22 protein-coding genes and 1 riboswitch are annotated in these 22,132 nt (G+C 73.6%); of the genes, 14 read left to right on the forward strand and 8 right to left on the reverse strand.

Going from position 1 to position 22,132, the window contains the following annotated elements; all coding sequences use genetic code 11:
- Positions 1–33 precede the first annotated feature (33 nt).
- From folP to AC060L_RS19010, 6 genes are all read left to right on the forward strand, one after another.
- A complete protein-coding gene (gene folP, locus AC060L_RS18985) occupies positions 34–894 on the forward strand; it encodes a dihydropteroate synthase (protein WP_483799978.1) in 861 nt (286 codons plus the stop codon).
- Positions 895–943: 49 nt separating this feature from the next.
- On the forward strand, positions 944–1,423 hold the full coding sequence (locus AC060L_RS18990) for a nuclear transport factor 2 family protein (RefSeq protein ID WP_483800129.1): 480 nt from the start codon (positions 944–946) through the stop codon (positions 1,421–1,423).
- A gap of 208 nt (positions 1,424–1,631) precedes the next feature.
- Positions 1,632–1,991: a dihydroneopterin aldolase gene (gene folB, locus AC060L_RS18995; protein WP_483800130.1), complete on the forward strand. Its 360-nt coding sequence runs from the start codon at positions 1,632–1,634 to the stop codon at positions 1,989–1,991.
- A gap of 34 nt (positions 1,992–2,025) precedes the next feature.
- Positions 2,026–2,625, forward strand: a complete 600-nt coding sequence (gene folK / locus AC060L_RS19000) for a 2-amino-4-hydroxy-6-hydroxymethyldihydropteridine diphosphokinase (RefSeq protein ID WP_483799979.1) — start codon at positions 2,026–2,028, stop codon at positions 2,623–2,625.
- Between the two features lie 91 nt (positions 2,626–2,716).
- Entirely contained in the window at positions 2,717–3,211 is a 495-nt protein-coding gene (locus AC060L_RS19005; RefSeq protein ID WP_483799980.1) for a DUF3180 domain-containing protein, read from the forward strand.
- A 151-nt stretch (positions 3,212–3,362) separates the two neighbouring features.
- A complete protein-coding gene (locus AC060L_RS19010) occupies positions 3,363–4,544 on the forward strand; it encodes a hypothetical protein (RefSeq protein ID WP_483799981.1) in 1,182 nt (393 codons plus the stop codon).
- 100 nt (positions 4,545–4,644) lie between these two features.
- Here AC060L_RS19010 and AC060L_RS19015 read toward each other — a convergent pair whose 3' ends face one another.
- Positions 4,645–5,133, reverse strand: a complete 489-nt coding sequence (locus tag AC060L_RS19015) for a hypothetical protein (RefSeq protein WP_483799982.1) — start codon at positions 5,131–5,133, stop codon at positions 4,645–4,647.
- Between the two features lie 100 nt (positions 5,134–5,233).
- Here AC060L_RS19015 and arfB point away from each other — a divergent pair, with 100 nt between their 5' ends.
- Entirely contained in the window at positions 5,234–5,665 is a 432-nt protein-coding gene (gene arfB, locus AC060L_RS19020; RefSeq protein ID WP_483799983.1) for an alternative ribosome rescue aminoacyl-tRNA hydrolase ArfB, read from the forward strand.
- A gap of 342 nt (positions 5,666–6,007) precedes the next feature.
- Here the strand turns inward: arfB and AC060L_RS19025 are convergent, their stop codons facing one another.
- Complete coding sequence (locus AC060L_RS19025) at positions 6,008–6,559, reverse strand: flavin reductase family protein (RefSeq protein ID WP_483799984.1); 552 nt, start codon at positions 6,557–6,559, stop codon at positions 6,008–6,010.
- Between the two features lie 345 nt (positions 6,560–6,904).
- Between AC060L_RS19025 and AC060L_RS19030 the strand changes: the two genes are divergently transcribed.
- Both AC060L_RS19030 and AC060L_RS19035 read left to right on the forward strand, forming a co-directional pair.
- The gene (locus AC060L_RS19030) at positions 6,905–8,863 is read left to right on the forward strand and encodes a GGDEF domain-containing protein (RefSeq protein WP_483799985.1); all 1,959 of its coding nucleotides are present in this window, start codon (positions 6,905–6,907) and stop codon (positions 8,861–8,863) included.
- Positions 8,864–9,050: 187 nt separating this feature from the next.
- A complete protein-coding gene (locus AC060L_RS19035) occupies positions 9,051–10,172 on the forward strand; it encodes a carbohydrate-binding protein (protein WP_483799986.1) in 1,122 nt (373 codons plus the stop codon).
- Here AC060L_RS19035 and AC060L_RS19040 read toward each other — a convergent pair.
- The 4 genes from AC060L_RS19040 to AC060L_RS19055 all read right to left on the reverse strand — a co-directional run bounded on the left by AC060L_RS19040 (position 10,121) and on the right by AC060L_RS19055 (position 14,380).
- Positions 10,121–11,065, reverse strand: a complete 945-nt coding sequence (locus AC060L_RS19040) for a class II fructose-bisphosphate aldolase (RefSeq protein WP_483799987.1) — start codon at positions 11,063–11,065, stop codon at positions 10,121–10,123. The two genes, AC060L_RS19035 and AC060L_RS19040, sit on opposite strands and share 52 nt — an antisense overlap.
- A gap of 76 nt (positions 11,066–11,141) precedes the next feature.
- A complete protein-coding gene (gene nagA, locus AC060L_RS19045; protein ID WP_483799988.1) occupies positions 11,142–12,371 on the reverse strand; it encodes an N-acetylglucosamine-6-phosphate deacetylase in 1,230 nt (409 codons plus the stop codon).
- Entirely contained in the window at positions 12,368–13,300 is a 933-nt protein-coding gene (locus AC060L_RS19050) for an ROK family protein (protein WP_483799989.1), read from the reverse strand. The genes nagA and AC060L_RS19050 overlap by 4 nt, the downstream gene beginning before the upstream one ends.
- A gap of 138 nt (positions 13,301–13,438) precedes the next feature.
- Entirely contained in the window at positions 13,439–14,380 is a 942-nt protein-coding gene (locus AC060L_RS19055; protein WP_483799990.1) for an SIS domain-containing protein, read from the reverse strand.
- A 145-nt stretch (positions 14,381–14,525) separates the two neighbouring features.
- Between AC060L_RS19055 and AC060L_RS19060 the strand changes: the two genes are divergently transcribed.
- The 4 genes from AC060L_RS19060 (at position 14,526) to otsB (ending at position 17,989) form a co-directional block, all read left to right on the forward strand.
- Positions 14,526–15,320, forward strand: coding sequence for a DeoR/GlpR family DNA-binding transcription regulator (locus AC060L_RS19060; protein WP_483799991.1), 795 nt, complete (start codon positions 14,526–14,528; stop codon positions 15,318–15,320).
- Positions 15,321–15,550: 230 nt separating this feature from the next.
- On the forward strand, positions 15,551–16,813 hold the full coding sequence (locus tag AC060L_RS19065) for an extracellular solute-binding protein (RefSeq protein ID WP_483799992.1): 1,263 nt from the start codon (positions 15,551–15,553) through the stop codon (positions 16,811–16,813).
- A gap of 10 nt (positions 16,814–16,823) precedes the next feature.
- A complete protein-coding gene (locus AC060L_RS19070; RefSeq protein WP_483799993.1) occupies positions 16,824–17,054 on the forward strand; it encodes a DUF3263 domain-containing protein in 231 nt (76 codons plus the stop codon).
- An 83-nt stretch (positions 17,055–17,137) separates the two neighbouring features.
- Entirely contained in the window at positions 17,138–17,989 is an 852-nt protein-coding gene (gene otsB, locus AC060L_RS19075) for a trehalose-phosphatase (RefSeq protein ID WP_483799994.1), read from the forward strand.
- A 36-nt stretch (positions 17,990–18,025) separates the two neighbouring features.
- Here otsB and AC060L_RS19080 read toward each other — a convergent pair whose 3' ends face one another.
- Both AC060L_RS19080 and AC060L_RS19085 read right to left on the reverse strand, forming a co-directional pair.
- The gene (locus AC060L_RS19080; protein WP_483799995.1) at positions 18,026–19,468 is read right to left on the reverse strand and encodes an alpha,alpha-trehalose-phosphate synthase (UDP-forming); all 1,443 of its coding nucleotides are present in this window, start codon (positions 19,466–19,468) and stop codon (positions 18,026–18,028) included.
- A gap of 4 nt (positions 19,469–19,472) precedes the next feature.
- The gene (locus tag AC060L_RS19085; RefSeq protein WP_483799996.1) at positions 19,473–20,501 is read right to left on the reverse strand and encodes a glucosyl-3-phosphoglycerate synthase; all 1,029 of its coding nucleotides are present in this window, start codon (positions 20,499–20,501) and stop codon (positions 19,473–19,475) included.
- Positions 20,502–20,637: 136 nt separating this feature from the next.
- Positions 20,638–20,768: riboswitch (SAM riboswitch) on the forward strand.
- Between AC060L_RS19085 and thrC the strand changes: the two genes are divergently transcribed.
- Positions 20,753–22,057, forward strand: coding sequence for a threonine synthase (gene thrC, locus AC060L_RS19090; RefSeq protein ID WP_483799997.1), 1,305 nt, complete (start codon positions 20,753–20,755; stop codon positions 22,055–22,057). Its footprint overlaps the riboswitch before it by 16 nt.
- Positions 22,058–22,132: the final 75 nt, after the last annotated feature.

Below are 22,132 nucleotides of genomic sequence, written 5' to 3' on the forward strand. Positions count from 1 at the left end.
GAGGCCGGGCGGCGGGCGGCCGATAATGGCCGCATGAACAACCCGCTGCCCGGCCTTCCGCCGTATCACCGCTGCGCCGTGATGGGCGTCGTGAACGTCACGCCCGACTCGTTCTCCGACGGCGGACTCTGGCTTGACCCGGCGAAGGCGGTCGCGCACGGCCTGGCGCTGGTGGCGCGCGGTGCGGACCTGGTGGACGTCGGCGGCGAGTCGACCCGTCCGGGCTCGCAGCGGGTGACCGAGCAGGAGGAGCTGCGCCGGGTGCTGCCGGTGGTCCGCGAGCTCGCGGCGGCCGGTGTGGTGGTCTCGGTGGACACCATGCGGGCGAGCGTGGCCGAGCAGGCGCTGGCGGCCGGCGCGCGACTGGTCAACGACGTCTCCGGCGGGCTCGCCGATCCGGCGATGGCGGCGGTGGTGGCCGACAGCGGTGCGCCGTTCGTGGTGATGCACTGGCGCGGCCAGTCGGCGAACATGGACGACCTGGCGGTCTACGGCCCGGACGTGGTCGGTGACGTGCTCGGCGAGCTGACCGACCGGGTCGAGCAGCTGCTGGCCGCCGGGGTGAAGGAGGAGCAGCTGATCCTCGACCCGGGGCTGGGTTTCGCCAAGACCAGCGAGCACAACTGGGCGATGCTGGGAGGTTTGGACCGGCTGATCGCCTTGGGACGCCCGGTCCTGGTCGCGGCTTCGCGCAAGCGCTTCCTGGGTACGCTGCTCGCCAACCCGGAAACCGGGGAGCTGCGGCCGGCCCGGCAGCGCGACGACGCGACGGCGGCGGTCTCGGTGCTCTCGGCCCGGGCCGGTGCCTGGGCGGTCCGGGTGCACGACGTGGGGGGCACGGCGGACGCGGTCCGGGTGGTCGCAGCGTGGCGAGGACCGGGGCGAGCGAGCTGAGGGAGTGGGTGGTGGCGTGGCTGGTGACGGCGCGTTGAGCAACGAGGGGCTGGGCAACGGAGCGGCGGCCGGCTCTCCGGAGGCCGACCGGGAGGCTGTGCTGGCGGCGAACCAGCGGCTCTACGAGGCGCTGGAGACCGGCGATCTGGAGGCCGTCGAGGACGTCTGGCTGTCGGCGGCGGACGCCGACGACAAGACCGGCGTGATCTGCGTACACCCGGGCTGGCCGGTGCTGCGCGGGCGGGCCCAGGTCACCCGGTCGTACATGCTGATCATGATGAACACGGAGTACATCCAGTTCTTCCTGACCGATGTCGAGGTCGAGGTGCAGGGCGATGTGGCCCTTGTCACCTGCACCGAGAACATCCTGTCCGGCGGCGAGGCCGAGGAGGAGGGCGAGCTGGGTCCGCTGGTCGGCGGCAAGGTCGTCTCGACGAATCTGTTCCGGCGCACCGCGGCCGGCTGGCGGCTCTGGTCGCACCACGGATCACCGGTGTTGACCAGCGGCGATGACGAGGACGAGGACTGAGTCCAGGCGGCTTCGCGAGCCGGCCGGGTGATGTGCGCACAGTCACACGCCGTCCGCCCGGTTCCTCGCACGACTGTGCGTGGCACCGGGGTGAGCCGGGTAGGAGCGCTCCGTCCGCGGGACCGCCATGTCGGCCTGCGCGGGTAGATTCGACGGACGGCGGGCGACGGAGCCTGCCGTTCCAAGATCAGGAGCAGTGATTCAGTTGCTGGACCGCGTCACTCTGCGGGGCCTGCGCGCCCGTGGCCACCACGGTGTGTTCGAGCGCGAGCGGATCGAGGGGCAGACCTTCGTGGTCGACCTCGTGCTCTACCTGGACACCCGGCCGGCCGCCTCCGGTGACGACCTCACCCGCACGGCCCACTACGGGATCGTCGCGGAGGAGGTCACCGCGATCATCGCGGGTGAGCCGGTGGACCTGATCGAGACCTTGGCCCAGCGGATCGCCGACCAGTGCCTGAAGCACCAGGCGGTCGAGGAGGTCGAGGTGACCGTGCACAAGCCGGACGCGCCGATCACCGTGCCGTTCGACGACGTGACCATCACCATCCACCGGGGCCGCGTGTGAGGGCTCTTGTGCTTGACGCCATGAGGGATGAACCATGAGCACCAGCGATCCGACCGCCTCGCCGACCGCCTTCGACCTGGAGCACCGGCTGGACAGCGTGGACAGCACGCTGCAGAACCCGCGCACCGCGGTGATCGCGCTGGGCAGCAACCTGGGCAACCGCCTGGACACCCTGCAGGGTGCGGTGGACCTGCTGGGCGACACCCCGGGCCTGAAGATCACCTCGGTCTCCGCCGTCTACGAGACACCGGCCCTCGGTGGCCCCGACGAGCAGCCCAACTACTACAACGCGGTCGTCGTCCTGCGCACCACGCTGCCGCCGTACTCGCTGCTGGAGCGCGCGAACGCGATCGAGGACGCCTTCGGCCGGGTCCGCACCGTCCGCTGGGGCGCCCGCACGCTCGACGTGGACATCCTGGCCTACCAGGGCGTGCTCAGCGAGGACCCGGTGCTGCTGCTGCCGCACCCGCGCGCGCACGAGCGGGCCTTCGTGCTGGCGCCCTGGGCGGACGCCGACCCGGCCGGCGAGCTCCCCGGCCGCGGCAAGGTCGCCGACCTGCTGGCCGCGCTCGGCGGCGAGGGTGCGCAGGGCGTGCAGCGCCGTACGGACATCCAGCTGCGACTGCCGGAGTAGGCTCGGACCGCCCCGCCGGCGGCGCGCCCGATCTTGTCGCGCCGCGCGGGGCCGGCCCTGATCACCGAAGCGACCGAAGGATCCCCTGCGAGTGAAGCCGCTCCGCCTCCGCCTGCTGCTGGGCATTTTCGTGGTCGCCACGGCACTGTCCTGGGCCGCTGCCAAACTCTGGACCTCGCTGGACTCGCCGCCCTCGGTGCCGACCGCGGCGCCGGTGGTGCTCGCCGCGATCGCGGTGATCCTGCTGGCCACGGCCGTCTCGCTGCGCTCGCGGCTGAAGGCGATGCGGGACCGGGCGCCGGGTGCCAAGCGGGTGGACCCGCTGGGCGCGGCCCGCGCGGTGGTGCTCGGGCAGGCCAGCGCGCTGGTCTCCTCGGTGGTCAGCGGCATCTACGCGGGCTTGGGGATCTTCCTGGTCACGCTGCCCGACATCGGCACGCACCAGGGACCGGCGATCACCGCCGGGCTCGCGGTGCTGGCCGGCGCCGGTGTGGTCGCGGCGGCGCTCTGGCTGCAGCACATCTGCAAGCTCCCCGAGGACGACGGGAACGGCAACCGGAAGGGCGCGGCGCCCTCTGCCCGCTGACCTGTCGCGCCGGCCGGACGGGCTCCCCAGTGCGTTCGGACGTGTACCCACGGTGCCTGTGGCGAATGCGCACCGTAGCGACTCCGGGCTGTCAAGGTCCGGATCCGGCCCAAAGCTGACAGGGCGTCTATTCGCACGCTAGTTTCTTGCCATGCCTCGCGGACGCCACCGACACTCCTCTGTTCTCAGCCGGGCGCTGCAGCCCGCCGCGGCCGCCGTGCTCACGGTCGCCGCACTGGCCGCCCTGATCGCCGGTGGCGACGGGGTGGTGGTCAGGTCGGTGGGGATCGCCGCCGTGCTCGCCGTGCTCGGGCTCGCCCTGGTGCTGCGCCAGCGCGACCGGGCCGCGCAGGCCGCGGCCGACACCGCGACGGTGCGCCGGATCCGGGACGAGGAGCGGTTCGAGGAGCAGCTGGCCGAGGCCGAGTACGCCGCCGAGGTCGCCGAGGAGCGGGCCACCCGGATCGGCCGCCGCCTCACCGCGGAGAAGTCGCGGCTGGCGAAGGCCGAGACCGAGATCGCCCGGCTGCTGCGCGAGCGCGCGGTGCAGGCCGCCGAGCAGGCGCTGAAGGAGGCCGAGGCGGCGCAGCGGGCGATCGAGGAGGCCCGCCCCAAGCACCCGGTCACGCCGGTCGCGTTCCTGCGTGCGGCGAACGCGCTGCGCTCGCTGGAGCGGCAGGCCGCGCAGGCCCAGGCGCGGGCCGAGGCGGAGCACGCGGCCCGGATGGCGGCCGCCCGCAGCGCCGCGGCGCGTGAGCGCAGTGCGTCGGCAGCGGCAGCGGCAGCGTCGGCGTCCGCGGCGTCGGTCAGGCCGGCGCCCGCTGTTCCGGGTCAGGCTGTCCCGGGCCCGTCCGTACCGGCACGGCCGGTGGCGCCCACCGTGCCGGCCGCGCGGATCGGCCGGCTGGAGACGGCCGAGCGCCCGGCGGTGGCCGCCTCGCCGGTCCGTCCGGTGCTGGCCGCGCCCGGTGAGCCGGTGGCCGGTGCGCCGGCCACCTCGGTGGTGCCGGTCGAGCGGCAGCGTCCGCGCCCACAGCCGGCCGGCGCGCGCGGCTCGAACTTCAGCTTCTTCGGCCGCAGCGGTGCGGCCGGTGCGGCCGTCCGGGCGGCGGCTCCGGCGCCGTCGGTCGGCAGCGTCACCGAGCTGGCGGAGCAGCAGGCCCCGCCGGCGGCGGCCCGGCCGGTGCAGGAGCAGCTGACCGCGGAGCAGGACCTGGCCGACGTGCTCGGCGACGAGGTGGCGGCGACGGGGGAGCGCCACGAGGTGGTCGACCTGACGCCGGAGGACGACACCGAACTGCTCGACCTCCAGGAGCTGCGCGCCACCCGCTGACGCTGCCGCAGTAGAACGACCGAAAAGCTGAGCCCTGCTCGGGTATCCCCGGGCAGGGCTCGGTGCGTTGCTTGGTGCGTTGCGGGGCCAGGGCCGGTCGTCAGATGCGCGGGAACTTGCCCTGGACCACCCAGATGTTCGGGTTGTCCGCGAGTTCCGGGTGCAGGTCGGTCAGGTCGGCCAGCACGTCCTGGAGGAAGTCGCGGGCCTCGCGGCGCAGTTCCTGGTGGCGGAGCACCAGTGGCTCCTCGTCCTCCAGCCAGGTCGCCGAGACCTCGACCAGGCCGAACCGGCGGGCGAACCGGAGCAGCTCGGTGTTCTGGGTGAAGTCCAGGTCGGCGGTGCGGATCGCGGCGGCGCGGCTGCCGCGCGGGTCCTCGTCCAGCCGCTCGATGATGTCGCACAGGGCCCAGGCGAAGTCCAGCACCGGAACCCATCCCCAGGCTGTGGACAACTCCAGCTCGTCCTCAGCCAGGTAGACGTCCCCGCAGAACAGGTCGTAGCGCAGCGCGTGCACCGAGGCGGTGCGGTAGTCGTACTGAGGCGGGTCGGGGAAACGGTTGGACAGGGAGTAGCCGAGCTCGATCACGCGCCTCATTCTCCGCCACCGCGCGCCCCCGCCCCACCGGGGCGTCGATGGCCGGGATAACCGCGTGACGCGACCGGTCCCCGGCGGGGATGATGGGCCCATGCCCGAGCCCATTCGCGTGCGGGGCTCGGTGACCGTTCCGGACGCCGAGCTCGTCTGGCGCTTCTCCCGGTCCAGTGGCCCCGGTGGCCAACACGTCAACACCTCCGACACCCAGGTCGAGCTGCGCTACGACCTGGCCGCCTCCGACGCGCTGCCCGATGTGTGGAAGCAGCGCGCGCTGGAGCGGCTGGCCGGCCGGCTGGTGGACGGCAGGGTGCTGGTGGTGCGCGCCTCCGAACACCGCTCGCAGTGGCGCAACCGCGAGGTGGCGGCGGCCCGGCTGGCCTCGCTGCTGGGTGAGGCGACCGCACCGCCGCCGAAGGCGCGGCGGGCCACCAAGCCGAGCCGCGGCATGATCGAGCGGCGGCTGACGAACAAGAAGCACCGCGCCGAGCTGAAGCGCGGCCGCAGCGCGCCGCGCGGCGACTGACGGCGGCGGACTGCGGGTGGCCGGAGCCCGCGCGTGGCCCACAAGGCCGTCCGCGGGCCGTTTCCGACCCGCGGGTACAAGATTTGCTGGAAGACCCCTGGAAGGCCCCTGGGCGCCCGCTGAGGGCCCGTCAGGGGCCCGCATGGGCCCGCAGTGGCGCGAACGGTGGCGCCGCCGGCGACGGGGGCGGCGATCGGGGCGTTGGCCGGAGCGGTGATGCGCTGGGGGTGTGGGCGCCGATCGTCGCGGTGGAACCCCGGGGCGTGGGTGGTGATCGCAGCGGTGGCGCCCCGGAGGCGGGAGCGCTGGCCGGCGCGGTGATGCCCCCCGGTCAGGACGGGCTCAGCCCAGCTGCCGGTAGCCGCCGCGGAAGTAGAGCAGCGGCCGCCCGTCCGGCGCGGGAACCCGGGCCGCCAGCACCCGGCCGATCAGCAGCATGTGGTCGCCCGCGGCTATCCGCTGCTCGGTGCGGCACTCCACGGTCGCCAGCGCGCCGTCGATCAGCGGTGCCCCGGTCGCCGGGCCGCGGTGGTGCGCGGTGTCCGCGAAGAGCAGCCGGTCGCTGAGCCGCCCCTTCATCGCGAACCGCGAGGCGACCGCCTTGTGCTGCTCGCCGAGCAGCGAGACCGCCCAGAGGTCGTTGCGGGAGAGCAGCTCGTCCATCCGCGAGTCCTCGCGCACCGAGATCAGCACCAGCGGGGGCTCCAGCGAGACCGAGAGGAACGAGGTCGCGGTCATCCCGGCGTCCTCGCCAGGTCCCGGATCCAGCGCGCCCGCCTCGCCGGAGTCGTGAACGGTCACCAGCGCGACACCGGCGGCGAGCTGGGACAGGGCGGCCCGGAACTCGTCCGGGCTGGCGAGGGAGGCAGCGGCGGGCTGCGGTGACAAGGACACGTACCGCACGGTAGCCGCCGCCCGCGGTCCGCGGCATCAGCCGGGGGACCTAGGCCCTCCGGTCCGGACGGCCGGGCTCCGATCAGAGGAGTCGGCCTGGCGGTGGGCGGGGCCCGGTGGTTCGGGCCGTTCACGACCGATCTCGAAGGTGGCCATCGCGCAATCGTGTCCGGGCATGACCGAGATGAACCGGGTTTGCCTCTCTATGCGTTCTGTGATTTGAGTCACAAGTGACGACCTATTGCTGACCGAGCGTGCCGATTGCTGTGCTCGCTGTGATTCAGTTCTTCTGGCAATCGGACGATAACCATCAAGACCTATCCGAAGAAGCCGGGGAGCCCCCGCATGGAAGCCGAGTCGGAGCCCTACGTCCGCCTCGCGACCCTCCGCACCTTGCACCGGGTCGTGGTGGACCTCAACGCTGCCCGCAGCCTGGCGGGCACCCTGCAGGCCGTGGTCGAGGGTTCGGTGCACGGGCTCGGCTTCGACGCCGCCGCGGTGAGCCTGGTCCGGCCGGACGGCGACCTGGTGGTGGCCGCGGTCTGGGAGTACGAGGACCGCGAGTTCGGCGGTCCGGCGGTGCTGCTCGGCCAGATCGGCTCGCGGCAGTCCTGGGACCGGCTGCTGGCGGCCAGCGACCACTGGGGCACCCTGCGCTTCCTGCCGCACGACCGCGGCTGGGCGGTCGGCACCGACATCCCGCGCTGGACGGGCGATGGCGCGGAACCGGTCTACGCCAACGACTGGCACCCCGAGGACGGCCTGCTGGCGCCGATGTACAGCGCCGGCGGCGACCTGCTCGGCGTGCTCAGCGTGGACCGCCCGCGCAGCGGCAAGCGCCCGGGCGCTTGGACCCGCGAGGCGCTGGAGATGTTCTCGCTGCAGGCCTCGATCGCGATCGGCAATGCGAGACTACGCGCGGAGATGCAGCGCGCGCTGGCCCGCCTGGAGCGCGAGCAGCAGGCGCTGCGGGCCAGCGAGGAGAGCTTCCGGCAGGCCTTCGAGTACGCGCCCAGCGGGATGGCCATCACCGAGCTGCACGGCGCCTCGCGCGGCCGGCTGACCAGGGTGAACGACGCGCTCTGTCGGCTGCTCGGCCGCCCCCGCTCGGCGCTGCGCGAGCAGAGCTTCCTCGATCTGGTGCACCCCGAGGACCGGGTCCTGCTGGAGCGCACCAGCGCCGAGAGCGGCCGCACCGAGCTGCGGCTGTCCCGGCGCGACGGCGGCTACCAGTGGGTCTGTCTGCGCAACTCGGTGGTCGCGGACCCGGCCGAGGGACCGAGCTTCCTGCTCACGCACGTCGAGGACATCGAGGACCGCAAGCGGCACGAACTCCAGCTCGCCCACCGGGCCAGCCACGACGCGCTCACCGGCCTGCCGAACGGCGCCGAGCTGCGCGCCCGGCTGGCCCGGCGGATCTGCGCGCTGCCGCAGGGCCCGGGCGGCGCGGCCGCGCACGGTGCGGCGGCCCCGCCCGGTCCGTGCGCGCTGGAGGGCGCGGCGCCCGCGCACGGCAGTCCGTTCGGCTCCTTCGGTTCGTTCGGCGCGCTCGGTTCGTACGGCCCGCACAGTCCGCGCACCGGGCAGGAGATGCTGGAACCGGCCGCGGGCGGGCTGGGCGGCGGCTCGGCCGGCTACGGTCCGGTGACCCGCAGCGCGGTGGTGCACGGCTACTCGGACCGCGGCCCGCTGGCCGACCGCTCGGGCTACGGCGAACTCGGTGAGTACGGCGGGTTCGGAGAGCCCGGCGGGTACGGCGCGCCGCCGCCCGAGCACGTGCATGCCGTCGTGCCGCCCGACCCGGACGGCGCTCCCGACCCCTGGCACGGGCCGCCCGGCCGTGGCGCCCCGCTGCGGGCCGGCGGAGCGCCGCCGCCGCAGAAGGGGCTCGCGGTGCTCTTCTGCGACCTGGACGGCTTCAAGTCGGTCAACGACCGGTTCGGCCACAACGCCGGCGACGCGGTGCTGGTGGAGGTGGCCCGGCGGCTCCAGCAGGCGGTCCGGGAGGGCGACACGGTGGCCCGGCTCGGCGGCGACGAGTTCGTCGTGCTGGCCGACGGCATCGGCAACGACGAGGCCGCCGACCTGGCGGTCCGGCTGCGCAACGCGATCGTGCCGCCGATGCGGATAGCGGACCGGGTGGTCCGGGTCGGGGTCAGCATGGGGATCGGCTGGGCGGGGTGCGGGATGAGCATCGAAGAGGTGCTGCACGCCGCCGACAAGCGGATGTACGACGAGAAGCGGGCCCGCGGCGGCGCGATGCGCGGCGCCCGCGGCGAGCGGTCGCACCGGCGCGCGGTCTGACGCCGGGTAGGCGGCCGTGGGGTGCGGCCGGGGGCGCGGGCGGGCGCGTTACCGGGCAGCGCTCCGCCGTCCGGGCGCGCGCGTCCGCTCTGGCTTTTCGCCCTGTCATGTGCTTTGGGTAGGGTGCCGTGGGTACGGCCCGCCAGGACACCAGGGGCAGACACGGTTCGGGGAGTTGACCACCGCGATGACGGACAACAGCAGCGGAGCGCCCGAGGGCGGTGCGAACGAGGCGCCGCAGGAGGATGACCCGTTCGCGTACCTCTACCGCCCTCAGGAGGGCGAGGCCGCGCCGGAGCGTGCTCCCGGCGGCCTGCGGACCCCGTACAACCGCCCGATGGAGGTCGGCCGCGCCCAGTACGGGCCGCAGCCGGGCCGCCCGCAGCAGCCGCAGCAGCAGCCGCCGTACCGTCAGCAGGGCCCCGGTCCGGGTGGTCCCGGCCAAGGCGGTCCGATGCAGGGCGGCCCCGGTTACGGGCCGAACTACGGCCCCGGTCCCGGCTACGGCGACGAGCGGACCGCGCAACTGCCGCACCAGCAGCCCCGGTACGCCGAGCGGTCCCGCCCGCAGCCAGGCGAGGACGCGCCGCGCGGGCGTGGCAAGGGGCCGGTGATCGGGGTGGTCGCGGTGGTCGCCGCGATAGCGATCGGCTCCGGCATCGCGCTCTCCGGCGGTGACAAGGGCACCAAGAACAACGCCGCACCGTCCCCCTCGGGTGGCGTGTCGCAGAGCCACCCGAGCGCGTCGAGCGGCTCGGGCGGCTCGGGCGGCTCCTCCTCGTCGAGCCCGTCGGCCTCGGCGTCCTCCTCCGCGTCCCCGTCGGCTTCGGCCAGTGCGGGCAACGGTTCGCCCGCGTTCATCGACGCGTCCAAGGCGCAGGCGCAGAACGCGGCCCCGGCGAACACCGTGAAGGGCGCGGTCTCGGCCGACGGCAGCTACCTGACCCTCCAGCAGGGCTCCACGGTGACCTGGACGGTCAGTGTGCCGACCGCCGGCCCCTGGAAGTTCTGGATCCACTACGGCAACTCCAGCGGCGGTGCCGTGAAGGGCACCGTCACGGTGAACGGCCAGGACCACCCCGGCGGGACCACGTTCAAGACCTGGAACAGCGGTGGCGACCCGGCCCAGGCCTGGTCGTACACGTGGATACTGCCGCAGCTCCAGGCCGGGAACAACGCTGTGACGCTGTCGATCCCCGGTGGCGGTCCGGTCCTGGTGGACCAGGTGGCGGTCAGCGCGCAGGACGTCTCCGGCAGCTACCCGAGCGCGGCCGGCGCCGCGTCGGCGCCCGCGCCGTCGTCCAGCTGAGCAGCGGCTGTCCGACCGCCCGGGCCCTGCCGGGGCACCGGCAGTGAGCCCACCACCAGCGCGAGGCGGGCCACCGCGCCGGCCATCGCCTCGCGGGCCGGCGCGAGGTACTTGCGCGGGTCGACGGCCTCCGGGCGGGCCGTCAGCGCGGCCCGCAGCGCCGGGGTGAAGGCGACGTTCAGCGCCGTACCGATGTTGATCTTGACCATGCCGGCCGCGATCGCCGCCGCCAGCTCCCCGTCCTGCACGCCCGAGCTGCCGTGCAGGACCAGCGGCACCGGTACGGCGGCCGCCAGCCGGGCGATCAGCGCGTGGTCCAGCGCGGCGGTGCGGTCGGTCATCGCGTGCGAACTGCCGACCGCGACGGCGAGCGCGTCCACCCCGGTGTCGGCGACGAACGCGGCCGCCTCCTCGGGGTCGGTCCGGGCGCCGGGGGCGTGCGCGGGCAGCGGCGCGGCGCCGTCCTTGCCGCCGACCCGGCCCAGCTCGGCCTCCAGGTGCAGGCCGTGCCGGTGCGCGAAGGCGGTGGCCTCGGCGGTGGCCCGGACGTTCTCGGCGGGTGACAGCGCGGAGGCGTCGAACATCGCGGAGGAGAAGCCGGCATCGGGCGCGGCCCGCAGCAGCTCGGCGTCCTCGACGTGGTCCAAGTGCAGCGAGATCGGCACCCGGGCGGCGGCGGCGATCTCGGCGCAGGCCCGGGTCAGCGGCCGCAGCTGCCCGCGGTGGTAGCCGACCGCGTTCTGGCTGATCTGCAGGACGACGGCGGTGCCGGCCAGTTCGGCGCCGGCGGCGATCGCCTCGGCGTGTTCCAGGGTGATCGCGTTGAAGGCGGGCAGGCCGCGCCGGGCCTCGGCAGCGGCGGCGAGCAGGTCGGCGGTACGGGCCAGTGGCATGGTTCTCCTTCGGGAGGCGTACGGGTGCGGCGGCGCCGCACACCTCCCGGGAGAAGAACCTGAGGGTTCCTCAGATTCAGCTGGAGAAGCGCTCGGCGCCCTTGATCCACTCGCCACGGCGGACCACGGCGACCAGGTCGAGAGTGGTGGAGTCGAGGATTGCCAGATCGGCGTACTTGCCGGCTTCGAGCGAGCCGGTCGAGTCGGCGAGCCCGAGCAGCGCGGCCGGACCGGTCGAGATGGACTGCACGGTCTGAGTCAGGCTCAGCTTGTTGACGGTGACCGAGCGCTTGAACGCCACGTCCAGGGTCAGCGTGGAGCCGGCGATCGAGCCGCCCTCGACGAGGCGCGCGACGCCGTCCGTCACCTGGACCTGGAGCGGGCCGAGCGGGTAGCGGCCGTCGCCCATGCCGGCCGCGCCCATCGCGTCGGTGATCAGCGCGACCCGGCCGGCGCCGGCGGTGCCGTAGGCCAGGTCCAGCACCGAGGGGTGCAGGTGGGTGCCGTCGTTGATCAGCTCGACGGTGACCCGCTCGTCCTCCAGCAGTGCGACGATCGGGCCGGGCGCGCGGTGCTGGATGCCCGGCATCGCGTTGAACAGGTGGGTGGCGACGGTCGCGCCGGCCTCGATCGCCTCCAGCGTCATCGCGTAGTCGGAGTCGGTGTGGCCGACCGCCGCGATCACGCCGAGCTCGGCCAGCATCCGGACGGACTCCAGGCCGCCGGGCAGCTCGGGCGCCAGCGTGACCATCCGGGCGGTGCCGCGGGCGGCGTCCACCAGCTTGCGGACCAATGCCGGGTCCGGCTCGCGCAGCAGGTCGGGGCGGTGCGCGCCGCAGCGCCCCGGCGAGATGAACGGGCCCTCGAAGTGGACGCCGGCCAGCACGCCGTCCTCGACCAGCTCGGAGAGCACCGCGGCCTGCCGGCAGACCTCGTCGATCTCCCCGGTGACGGTGGAGGCGATCGTGGTGGTGGTGCCGTGTTCCAGGTGGGTCCGCGCGGCGGTCAGGGCCTCCTCGGCGATGCCGGAGGCGTACGAGGCGCCGCCGCCGCCGTGCACGTGCAGGTCCACGAAGCCCGGGACGACCGTAAAGCCCGTCAGGTCCAGGGCGGTCAGGTCCAGGGCGCTCGGGTCCGGGGCGGTCGCGTCCGGGGCCGTCCGGTCCGGCTCGCTACCGGCCTGCGTGATCGTGCTGCCCGAGAAGACCAGGCGGCCGTTCTCGACCACCCCGGTCGGCAGCACCAGCCGGGCTCCGGTCAGCGTCGTCACCCGCGGCGCAGCCGCCGATCCAATCCGCGTGGTCACGCGGTCACCTCCGTCGTCAGCAGGTCCCAGGCGAGCAGGCCGGCGCCCAGGGCGGCGGCGGTGTCTTTGAGCATGGCGGGCACGACCTTCGGGGGCATCTGGAAGGTCAGCCGCTCGGTCACCGCCGCGCGCAGGGGTGTGAAGAGCGTGTCACCGGCCTCGGCCAGCCCGCCGCCGACGATCACCGTGGACGGGTCGAGCAGGCTCTGGGCGAGCACGATGCCGTCCGCGAGCGCGGCGATCGCTTCGTGCCAGACCGCGAGCGCGCGCGGGTCGCCGGCCTCGACGGCCAGCGCGCAGTCGGCCGCGTCGGCGCCCGGGTCGCCGGACGCCTCGGCCCAGGCCCGGGAGACCGCGGAGGCCGAGGCCAGCGTCTCCAGGCAGCCGCGGGCGCCGCAGCCGCAGGCCGGGCCGCCGGGGCGGACCACCACGTGGCCGATCTCGCCGCCGTAGCCGTGCGCGCCCGCCTCGATGCGTCCGCCGATCCCGATCGCCCCGGCGATGCCGGTGCCGAGCGCGATGAAGAGGAACCGGTCCACGCCGCGGCCCGCGCCGATCCGCCCCTCGGCCAGCCCGCCGGAGCGGACGTCGTGGCCGAGGGCGATCGGCAGGCCGCCGAGCCGCTCGGTGAGCAGGGCCCGCATCGGCAGGTCCCGCCAGCCGAGGTTGGCGGAGAAGACCGCGATCCCGTTCTTCTCGTCGATCGTCCCCGGCACCGCGACGCCCGCCGCGAGCGGGCCGTCGCCGAAACGGCTGCGGCCCTCCTCGGCGAGGTCGGTGGCGAAGTCGAGGATGGTGGCGACCACGGCTTCGGTGCCGTGCTCCCGCCCGGTCGGCCGGCGTGCTTCGAACAGCACGGAGCCGTCCGGGGCGAGCAGCGCGGCCTTCATGCCGGTGCCGCCTACATCGAGTGCGATGACGTGCTTCACGGGGGACAGTTTCCCTTGACCTAGGAGGAGAGGTCTAGTCCACTGAACGGATTGGTCTGGTCCGGATGAGGTGAGTTTGGTCGCTTCGGCCGTTCTCCCGCTCCTGGCTGTCGAGTTGGGACCGGCGGCCGAGTCGGGTCAGAGCTGGACCGACCTGGTCAGCGCGCGCGGGTTGTCCGGGTCCAGGCCGCGCGCGCCGGCGATCACGACGGCGAGCCGCTGGACCCGGATCAGGTCGGCCATCGGGTCCAGACCGCCCGGCCCCGAGTCGGCGACCAGCAGCGCGCCGGTCCCGGCGACCTGATCGGCGAGGCCGGCCGGCAGCGGGCCGAAGCTCCAGGTCGCCCGCCCGGGCGCGGCGATCGCGATCGGGCCGTGCCGGTACTCCATCGCCGGGTACGACTCGGTCCAGAACCGGGCCGCCTCGCGCATCTTCAGGCCGGCCTCCTGGGCCAGGCCGTTGGTCCAGCCGGTGCCCAGGAAGCTGATCTGCTCGACCTGGGTCAGCCCCTCCGGCAGCGGCAGGGTGACGGCCCGCTCGGCGTCCTCGATGGCCTGGGCCATCGGCTTCGCCGTGCCGGCCGGCCCGGCCTCGGTCTCCAGGTGGGCCCGGAGCAGCGCGAGCGCGGTGGTGGCGAAGCGCGTCTGCACGACCGAGCGTTCGTCGGCGAAGTCCAGCACCACCACCTGGTCGGCGGCGTTCATCACCGGGGTCTTCGGGTCGGCGGTCAGCGCGGTGGTCGGCACGGTGGTCGCCGCTGTGCTGCGCAGCCGCTCCAGCAGCGCGAGCACCTCGGTGGTGGTGCCCGAGCGGGAGATCGCGATCACCCGGTCGTAGCGGCGGTGGGCGGGGAACTCGGAGGCCGCGAAGGCGTCGGTCTCGCCGTGTCCGGCGGCCTCGCGCAGTGCGGCGTACGACTGCGCCATGAACCACGAGGTGCCGCAGCCGACCACCGCGACCCGCTCGCCGCGCTGCGGCAGGGCGGCCGCCGAGGGGGCGGCGAGGGCGGCGGCGCGGCGCCAGCAGGCGGGTTGGGTGGCGAGTTCCCCGGCGGTCAGTGAGCTGTCCGTGGCAGTCATGCGAAGACGTCCCCTCCATCGACTCTGCGTGAAACTGATTGTTTTATAGCTGTTTCGCGCATGATTGCGCAATACCCTGAACTTGGCGGCGGCTCTGTGCGACGCTTTGCGGACAGGGGTGGTTCAGGCGAAGGGACGGTACGCGGTGTCCAGGTACGAGCGGTGGAACGGTCTTCTCGAACTCCTCGCCGAGCACGGCAAGTTGGAGGTCGAGGAGGCGGCCGCCGCGCTCGGCGTGTCGGCGGCCACGATCCGCCGCGACCTCGACCAGCTGGCCCGCCAGCAGATGGTCACCCGGACCCGTGGCGGCGCCGTCGCGCACAACGTCTCCTACGACCTGCCGCTGCGCTACAAGACCGCCCGCAACGCCGGGGCCAAGCAGCGGATCGGCGCCGCCGTGGCCAACCTGATCGCCCCCGGCGAGGTGGTCGGGCTCAACGGCGGCACCACCACGACCGAGGTGGCCCGCGCGCTCGCGGTGCGCCCGGAGCCGGCCGAGCGGCCGGACGCCGGGCCCGGCCAGGCGCTCACCGTGGTCACCAACGCGCTCAACATCGCGAACGAGCTGACGGTCCGCCCGTCGGTCAAGATCGTGGTGACCGGCGGGGTGGCCCGGCCGCAGTCCTACGAGCTGATCGGCCCGCTGGCCGGCGTGGTGCTCGCCGAGCTGACCCTGGACGTCACGGTGCTCGGGGTGGACGCGCTGGACGTGGAGGTGGGCGCGACCGCGCACCACGAGGGCGAGGCGAGCGTCAACCGGCTGCTGGCCGAGCGGGCCCGCCGGGTGGTGGTCGCCGCCGACTCCTCGAAGCTGGGGCGGCGCGCCTTCGCCCGGATCTGCGGGCTGGACCGGATCGGCACCCTGGTCACCGACGAGGCGGTGGACGAGGAGCTCGCGGCGGCCTTCGCGGACGCGGGCGTGCGGGTGCTGGCGGTCTGAGCGGAGCCGGGAGTTCTCTGCGAGTCGGCTGAGTGTCAGCTGGGAGGATCGGGCCCGGCGGCGAGGCATCGTTGCAATATGTGCAACGCCGCAGCTCACTTGGGTAACGTTCGGCGGCCGGGGCGCTCTGGTGTGGACCACTGGGCGTCCGTTTTGGCATCATGTGCGCCGCCTCCTCCCCCGCGAGGCTCTCCTTAAACCTCCCTGTGCGCCCTAAGGCGGTCCCCGCATTGAAGTCCCGGCTCTGTGCTGCCCTCGCATCCAGCACGCTGCTGCTCTCCGGTTGCAGCTACCTCGGCATCGGCAGTGACACGGTCACCCTCAAGCTGGTCGCCGCCGACTACGGCCAGAACGCCGGGGACAGCTCCAAGGACTACTGGGACCGGGTGGCCAAGAAGTTCGAGGCGGCGAACCCGAAGACCAAGGTGTCGGTCCAGGTCTTCAGCTGGAGCACCATCGACCAGCAGGTCGCCGCGATGGTGAAGGCCGGCAACTCGCCCGACATCGTGCAGACCGGCGGCTTCGCCGACAAGGTCGCCGCGAACCAGCTCTACCCGGCCCGCGACGTGCTCTCGATGGACACCGAGGCGAACTTCCTGGACGTCTTCTCCCGGGCCGGCCAGGTCTTCGACACGCAGTACGGGATCCCGTTCGTCTCCTCCTCGCGGATCTTCTTCTACAACAAGAAGATCTTCCAGCAGGCCGGCATCAGCCGGCCGCCCGCGACCTGGGCGGACCTGAAGGCGGACGCCGATCTGATCAAGGCCAAGGTCCCCGGGGTCACCCCCTACGCGCTGCCGCTCGGGCCGGAGGAGGCCCAGGCCGAGTCGATGATGTGGACGATGAGCGGCGGCGGCGGCCTGACCGACGACGCCGGCATCTACTCGCTGGACAGCAAGCAGAACAGCGACACGTTCGGCTGGCTCAAGTCCAACCTGGTCGATCCGCACCTGACCTACGACGACCCGGGCACGGTCAACCGGCAGAGCGCGTTCGACGACTTCGCGGCCGGCCGGGTCGCGATGCTCAACGGCCACCCGGCGCTGGTGCAGGAGGCGAAGGACCACGGCATCGACTACGGCACCGCCTCGATACCGGTCAAGGACGCCCAGACCAAGCCGCGCACGCTCGCCGTCGCCGACTGGATGATGGCGTACAGCGCGAACGGGCACCGGTCGCAGATCCGGGCCTTCCTCGACTTCGCGTACAGCAGGGCGAACACGCTCCGGTTCGACGAGGAGTACAACCTGCTCCCGGTCACCCAGGACACGCTCGACAACATGACGAACAGCGGCAAGCACCCCGACCTCAAGCCGTTCCTGGACGCGCTGCCGTCGGGCAGCTTCTACCCGCTCGGCGACCCGGCCTGGGACAGCGTCAGCAGCCGGATCAAGCAGCAGATCGGCGGCGCGGTGAAGGGCGACCCGGCTCCGGTGCTCAGCGGCCTGCAGCAGTACGCGGTCTCGGAGTCGCAGAAGGACCGGCCGCAGTAGGCTCGCCCGGGTGAGCGAACTCAACGCGCGCGAGCTGGCCGTGCTGGAGCTGGAGGCGCGCAGCTGGCGGACCCAGGGCGCCAAGGAGCAGGCGGTCCGCGAGGAACTGGGCATCTCCGCGACCCGGTACTACCAGCTGCTGAACGGGCTGCTCGACCGGCCGGAGGCGCTCGCGCACAGTCCGGTGCTGGTCAACCGGCTGCGCCGGATCCGCGACGCCCGCCGCGCCCAGCGGCAGTGAGCCCAGTGGCGGTGAGCGCCGCCGCGCGGCCGGGCGGCGGCGGCAACGCGTCGGCCCGGCCGCCGCTGGGTAGGTTGGCGGCCATGGGTATCGAGCTGGAACCGAGCACCTCCGCCGGCCGGGCCGGCCTGGCCGCGCTGCTGGCGGACCCGGCGGGAGCCGTCCTCGCGCTGGACTTCGACGGCACGCTGGCACCGATCGTGGCCGACCCCGAACGGGCCCACGCGCACCCGGAGGCCGTCCCCGCGCTGGCCCGGCTCGCGCCGCTGCTCGGCGCGGTCGCCGTGGTGACCGGCCGGCCGGCCGCCGACGCGGTCCGGCTCGGCGGCTTCGCCGGGGTGCCGGGGCTGGAGCACCTGGTGGTGCTCGGCCACTACGGCGCCGAGCGCTGGGAGGCCGCGACCGGCGAGGTGACCGCCGACCGGGTGCACCCGGGCGTCGCCGCCGTGCGGGCGGCGCTGCCGGCGGTGCTGGCCGCGGCGCCGGCGCCGGACGGCGTCTTCATCGAGGACAAGGGCCGATCACTGGCCGTGCACACCCGTCCCGCCGCCGACCCGGCCGCGGCGCTGGAGCTGCTGCGCGCGCCGCTGACCCGGCTCGCCGCCGAGCACGGCCTGCTGGTCGAGCCGGGGCGGATGGTGGTCGAGCTGCGTCCGCCGGGGGTGGACAAGGGCGCCGCGCTGACCGCTTTCCTGCGCGCGGCGGGCGCCCGCTCGGTGCTGTACGGCGGAGACGACCTCGGTGATCTGGCCGCCTACGCGGCGGTGCGGGAGCTGCGCGGCGAGGGGCTGGCCGGGCTGCTGGTGGCCAGCGGACCGGTGACCGGCGAGCCGCCGGTGCGCGAACTCGCCGAGCAGGCCGACCTGGTGGTGCCGGGCCCGGCTGGTGTGGTCGCGCTGCTGGCCGAGGTCTACCAGGCGCTCAGCGCGAGTTGAGTCGTCAGCGCGAGTCGAGTTGTCAGAGTCGAGTTGTCACAGCGAGTTGAGCTGGTCGAGGAACCATTGCTGCGGCGAGAGCGCGGTGGCCGCCGCGGCCAGCCGCTTGGTGCGTTCGGTCCGCTCGGCGGCCGGCATGGAGAGCGCCCGGTGCAGCGCCTCGGCGGTGCCGGCCACGTCGTACGGGTTGATGCCCAGCGCGTCCTCGGCCAGCTCCGGGTAGGCGCCGGCCTCGCGCGAGAGCACCAGCGCGCAGCCCGCGTCGGAGACCACCGGGACCTCCTTGGCGACCAGGTTCATGCCGTCCCTGATCGGGTTGACCAGCGCGACGTCGGCCAGCCGGTAGGCGGCGAGCGAGCGGGCGAAGTCGTCCTCGACCTGGAGTATCAGCGGCTGCCAGGACTCGGTGCCGAATTCCTCGTTGATCTCCTCGGCGATCCGCCGCACCGCCGCCGTGTAGTCGCGGTAGACGGCCAGGTCCTGCCGGGACGGATAGGCGAACGCGATGTGCACCACCCGCTCGCGCCACTGCGGGCGCTCGCGCAGCAGCTGCCGGTAGGCGAGCAGGCCGCGGACGATGTTCTTGCTCAGCTCGGTGCGGTCCACCCGGACGATGGTCCGGCGGTCCCCGACGGCCCGGCGCAGCGTCGCGAGCCGCTCGTCCACGTCGGCGCGGTGCGCCCGTTCGCGCAGGAACTCGCCGTCCGCGCCGAGCGCGTGCACGCCGAGCCGGGTGGTCCGGCCCTGGTGGGTGACGGTGAGCGCGGCCCGGTCGACCTCGGCGCCCAGCACCCGTTCGCAGCAGTCGGCGAAGGCCTCGGCCCAGCGGCGGGTGTGGAAGCCGGCCCGGTCGGCGCCGAGCACGCCGGTCAGCACGGCGGCGGCGGTGGCGTCCGGCAGCAGCGCGAAGTAGTCGGCGGGGGCCCACGGGATGTGCAGGAAGTAGCCGATCCGCAGGTCGGGCCGGAGCTCGCGGAGCAGCGCCGGGGCCAGCGTCAGGTGGTAGTCCTGCACCAGCACGGCCGCGCCGGGCGCGGCCTCGGCGGCCAGCGCCTGTGCGAACGCCGCGTTGTACGCCTCGAAGGCGGCCCACTGCTCGGTGAACTCGGCGCCGAAGGCGGGTTCGACCGGCGTGTCGTAGAGCAGGTGGTGGACGAACCAGAGCGTGGAGTTGGCGACCGCGTTGTAGGCCTGGTCGAAGACGGCCGGCTCGATGTCCAGCATGCGGACGGCCTGTCCGCCGACGTCGAAGCCGCCGCGGTCCAGCCGCCCGTCGGGCGAGCGCCGGGCCGCCGTGCGGTCCGCCTCGCCGAGCGCCGCGCAGACCCAGACGGCGTTCGGATCGTCGATCGCGGAGAGCCCCGAGACCAGCCCGCCACCCCCGCGCCGCAGCGTCAACGAGCCGTCGGGCCCGCTGCTGAAGGAGACCGGACCCCGGTTCGAAGCCACCAGGATGCGTGCGGTCGTGAGATCGCCCATGTCTTCACCCTTGCCGGGCTCGCTGTGCGGCAAACGTCGAGTACTCCGGCACCTCGATCATCGGCGGGCGCTCCAGTGCGGTCACCGGGTGGCTGTGCGCGGTGAACTCCCGGGTCGCGGCATCCCGGTCGTACTGCGTCAGGACCGGGCGGGCGAGGTCCTCGGTGGCCTTCAGGCGGTGGGTGCGGTCCAGCCGCTCCAGCGCGGTGCGGTAGATGGTCGCGGCCATCCGGCCGAGCGCCTGACCGTCCTGGTGGCGGTGGTGGCGCACGCCGACGTCCACCTGGGCCAGCGCGTCCAGGCCGACCAGCTCCAGCGCGTCCACCAGCAGGCCGAGCTCGACGCCGTAGCCGGTCGGGAAGTGCAGCCGCTCCAGCAGTGAGCGGCGGGCCGCGTACTCGCCGCCGAGCGGCTGGACGAAGCCGGCCAGCCGCGGCCAGTGCAGGTTGAGCAGCGGCCGGGCGACCAGTTCGGTGACCCGGCCGCCGCCGGCCGGCACCACCGCGCCCTCGGTCTCCAGCGGGCGGTCGTACATCGCCTTGACCAGCTGGATCCGCGGATCGGTGAGCAGCGGGCCGACGATCCCGGAGACGAACGCCGGGTCGAACTCGCGCAGGTCGGCGTCGATGAAGCAGACGATCTCGCCGCGGGTCACCAGCAGCGAGCGCCAGAGCACCTCGCCCTTGCCCGGCTCGGCGGGCAGCCGGGGCAGGATCGCGTCCCGGTGCACCACCCGGGCGCCGGCCGCGGCCGCCGCCTGCGCGGTGCGGTCCACCGAGCCGGAGTCGACCACGACCAGCTCGTCCACCAGCGGCGTGCGCTCCATCAGCTCGCGCCGGATCACCTCGACGATCCCGCCCACCGTCGGCTCCTCGTCCAGCGCGGGCAGCACCACGCTGACCGTGCCGGCCGGCCCCGCCGCCCGCTTCGCGGCGAGCAACTCCTCGACCGGTCGGTCAGCCGCCCGCCAGGAGCGGCGGCGCAGCCAGTCGGCCGCCTCCGGGAGTAGCGCGGGGCTCTGCTCGGCAGGCACTTCTCACTCCTTGCACATCTCGTCTCGCGAGTCGGACGGCCAGTCCGACAGCTGCGGCCTTCGGATACAGTCTTCGTACTGCACTGAGACCTTCGCACGCCGGGGTCGGTGGCAGCGCACGACCACAACTTCACATTGCTCATCCAGAGGGACTGAGGGAACGGCCCGTTGACGTCCCGGCAACCTTCTCGCGCGGCGCCATCGGGCCCGGCGGGACAGGTGCCAATTCCGGCCTGTGGCGCGACCGCGCCATGGGGAAGATGAGGAGAGAGGCCTCCGCCATCATGGCTACCGCTACCCCGACCACCGTCGATCTCGGTCCCGCCGCTCAGCTGTCCTGTCGCGAGTGTGCTGCCAAGTTCCCGCTCGGCCCCAGCTTCGCCTGTCTCGAGTGCTTCGGCCCGCTGGAGATCTCCTACGACTTCACCGGCTACGACGCCGCCGAGCTGCGCAAGCGGATCGAGGCCGGACCGGCCTCCATCTGGCGCTACGCCCCGCTGCTGCCGGTGCCGGCCGACGTCGCGTCGAAGCCGAACCTGAACCCCGGCTGGACCCCGCTGGTCAAGGCCGACAACCTGGGCCGCGAGCTCGGTTTCACCGCCCAGCTGCACGTCAAGGACGACTCCGGCAACCCGACCCACTCCTTCAAGGACCGGGTGGTGGCCTGTGCGATCGAGGCGGCGCGCGCCTTCGGCTTCACCACGCTCTCCTGCTCCTCCACCGGCAACCTGGCCGGCGCGGTGGGCGCGGCGGCGGCCCGGGCCGGCTTCAAGTCCTGCGTCTTCATCCCGCACGACCTGGAGCAGGGCAAGGTCGTGATGGCCGGGGTGTACGGCGGCGAGCTGGTCGGCATCGAGGGCAACTACGACGACGTGAACCGCTTCTGCTCCGAGCTGATCGGCGACCCGGCCGGCGAGGGCTGGGGCTTCGTCAACGTCAACCTGCGTCCGTACTACGGCGAGGGCTCCAAGACGCTGGCGTACGAGATCTGCGAGCAGCTCGGCTGGCGGCTGCCGGAGCAGATCGTGATCCCGATCGCCTCGGGTTCCCAGCTCACCAAGATCGACAAGGGCCTGCAGGAGCTGATCAGGCTCGGGCTGGTCGAGGACCGCCCCTACAAGATCTTCGGTGCCCAGGCGGCCGGCTGCTCGCCGGTCTCGGCCGCCTACAAGGCCGGACATGACGTGATCCGCCCGGTGAAGCCGGACACCATCGCCAAGTCGCTGGCGATCGGCAACCCGGCGGACGGCCCGTACGTGCTGGACATCGCCCGGCGCACCGGCGGCGCGGTGGAGGACGTGACCGACGCCGAGGTGGTCGAGGCGATCCGGCTGCTGGCCCGGACCGAGGGGATCTTCGCCGAGACCGCGGGCGGCGTGACCATCGGCGTGCTGAAGAAGCTGGTCGAGAACGGCCTGCTGGACCCGGCCAAGGAGACCGTCGCGATCAACACCGGCGACGGCCTGAAGACGCTCGACGCGGTCTCCGACGCCGGGCTGACCGCGACGATCCGGCCGACCCTGGAGTCCTTCCGGGCCGCCGGTCTCGCGCTCTGACCAGCGCCGCCGCCGAATCACACACCGGCCCGCAGGGCCCGACCAGCTTTGCAAAGTTTGCAAACGAGGAGATCC

The sequence above is a fragment of the Kitasatospora sp. NEAU-69 genome, assembly GCF_057158765.1.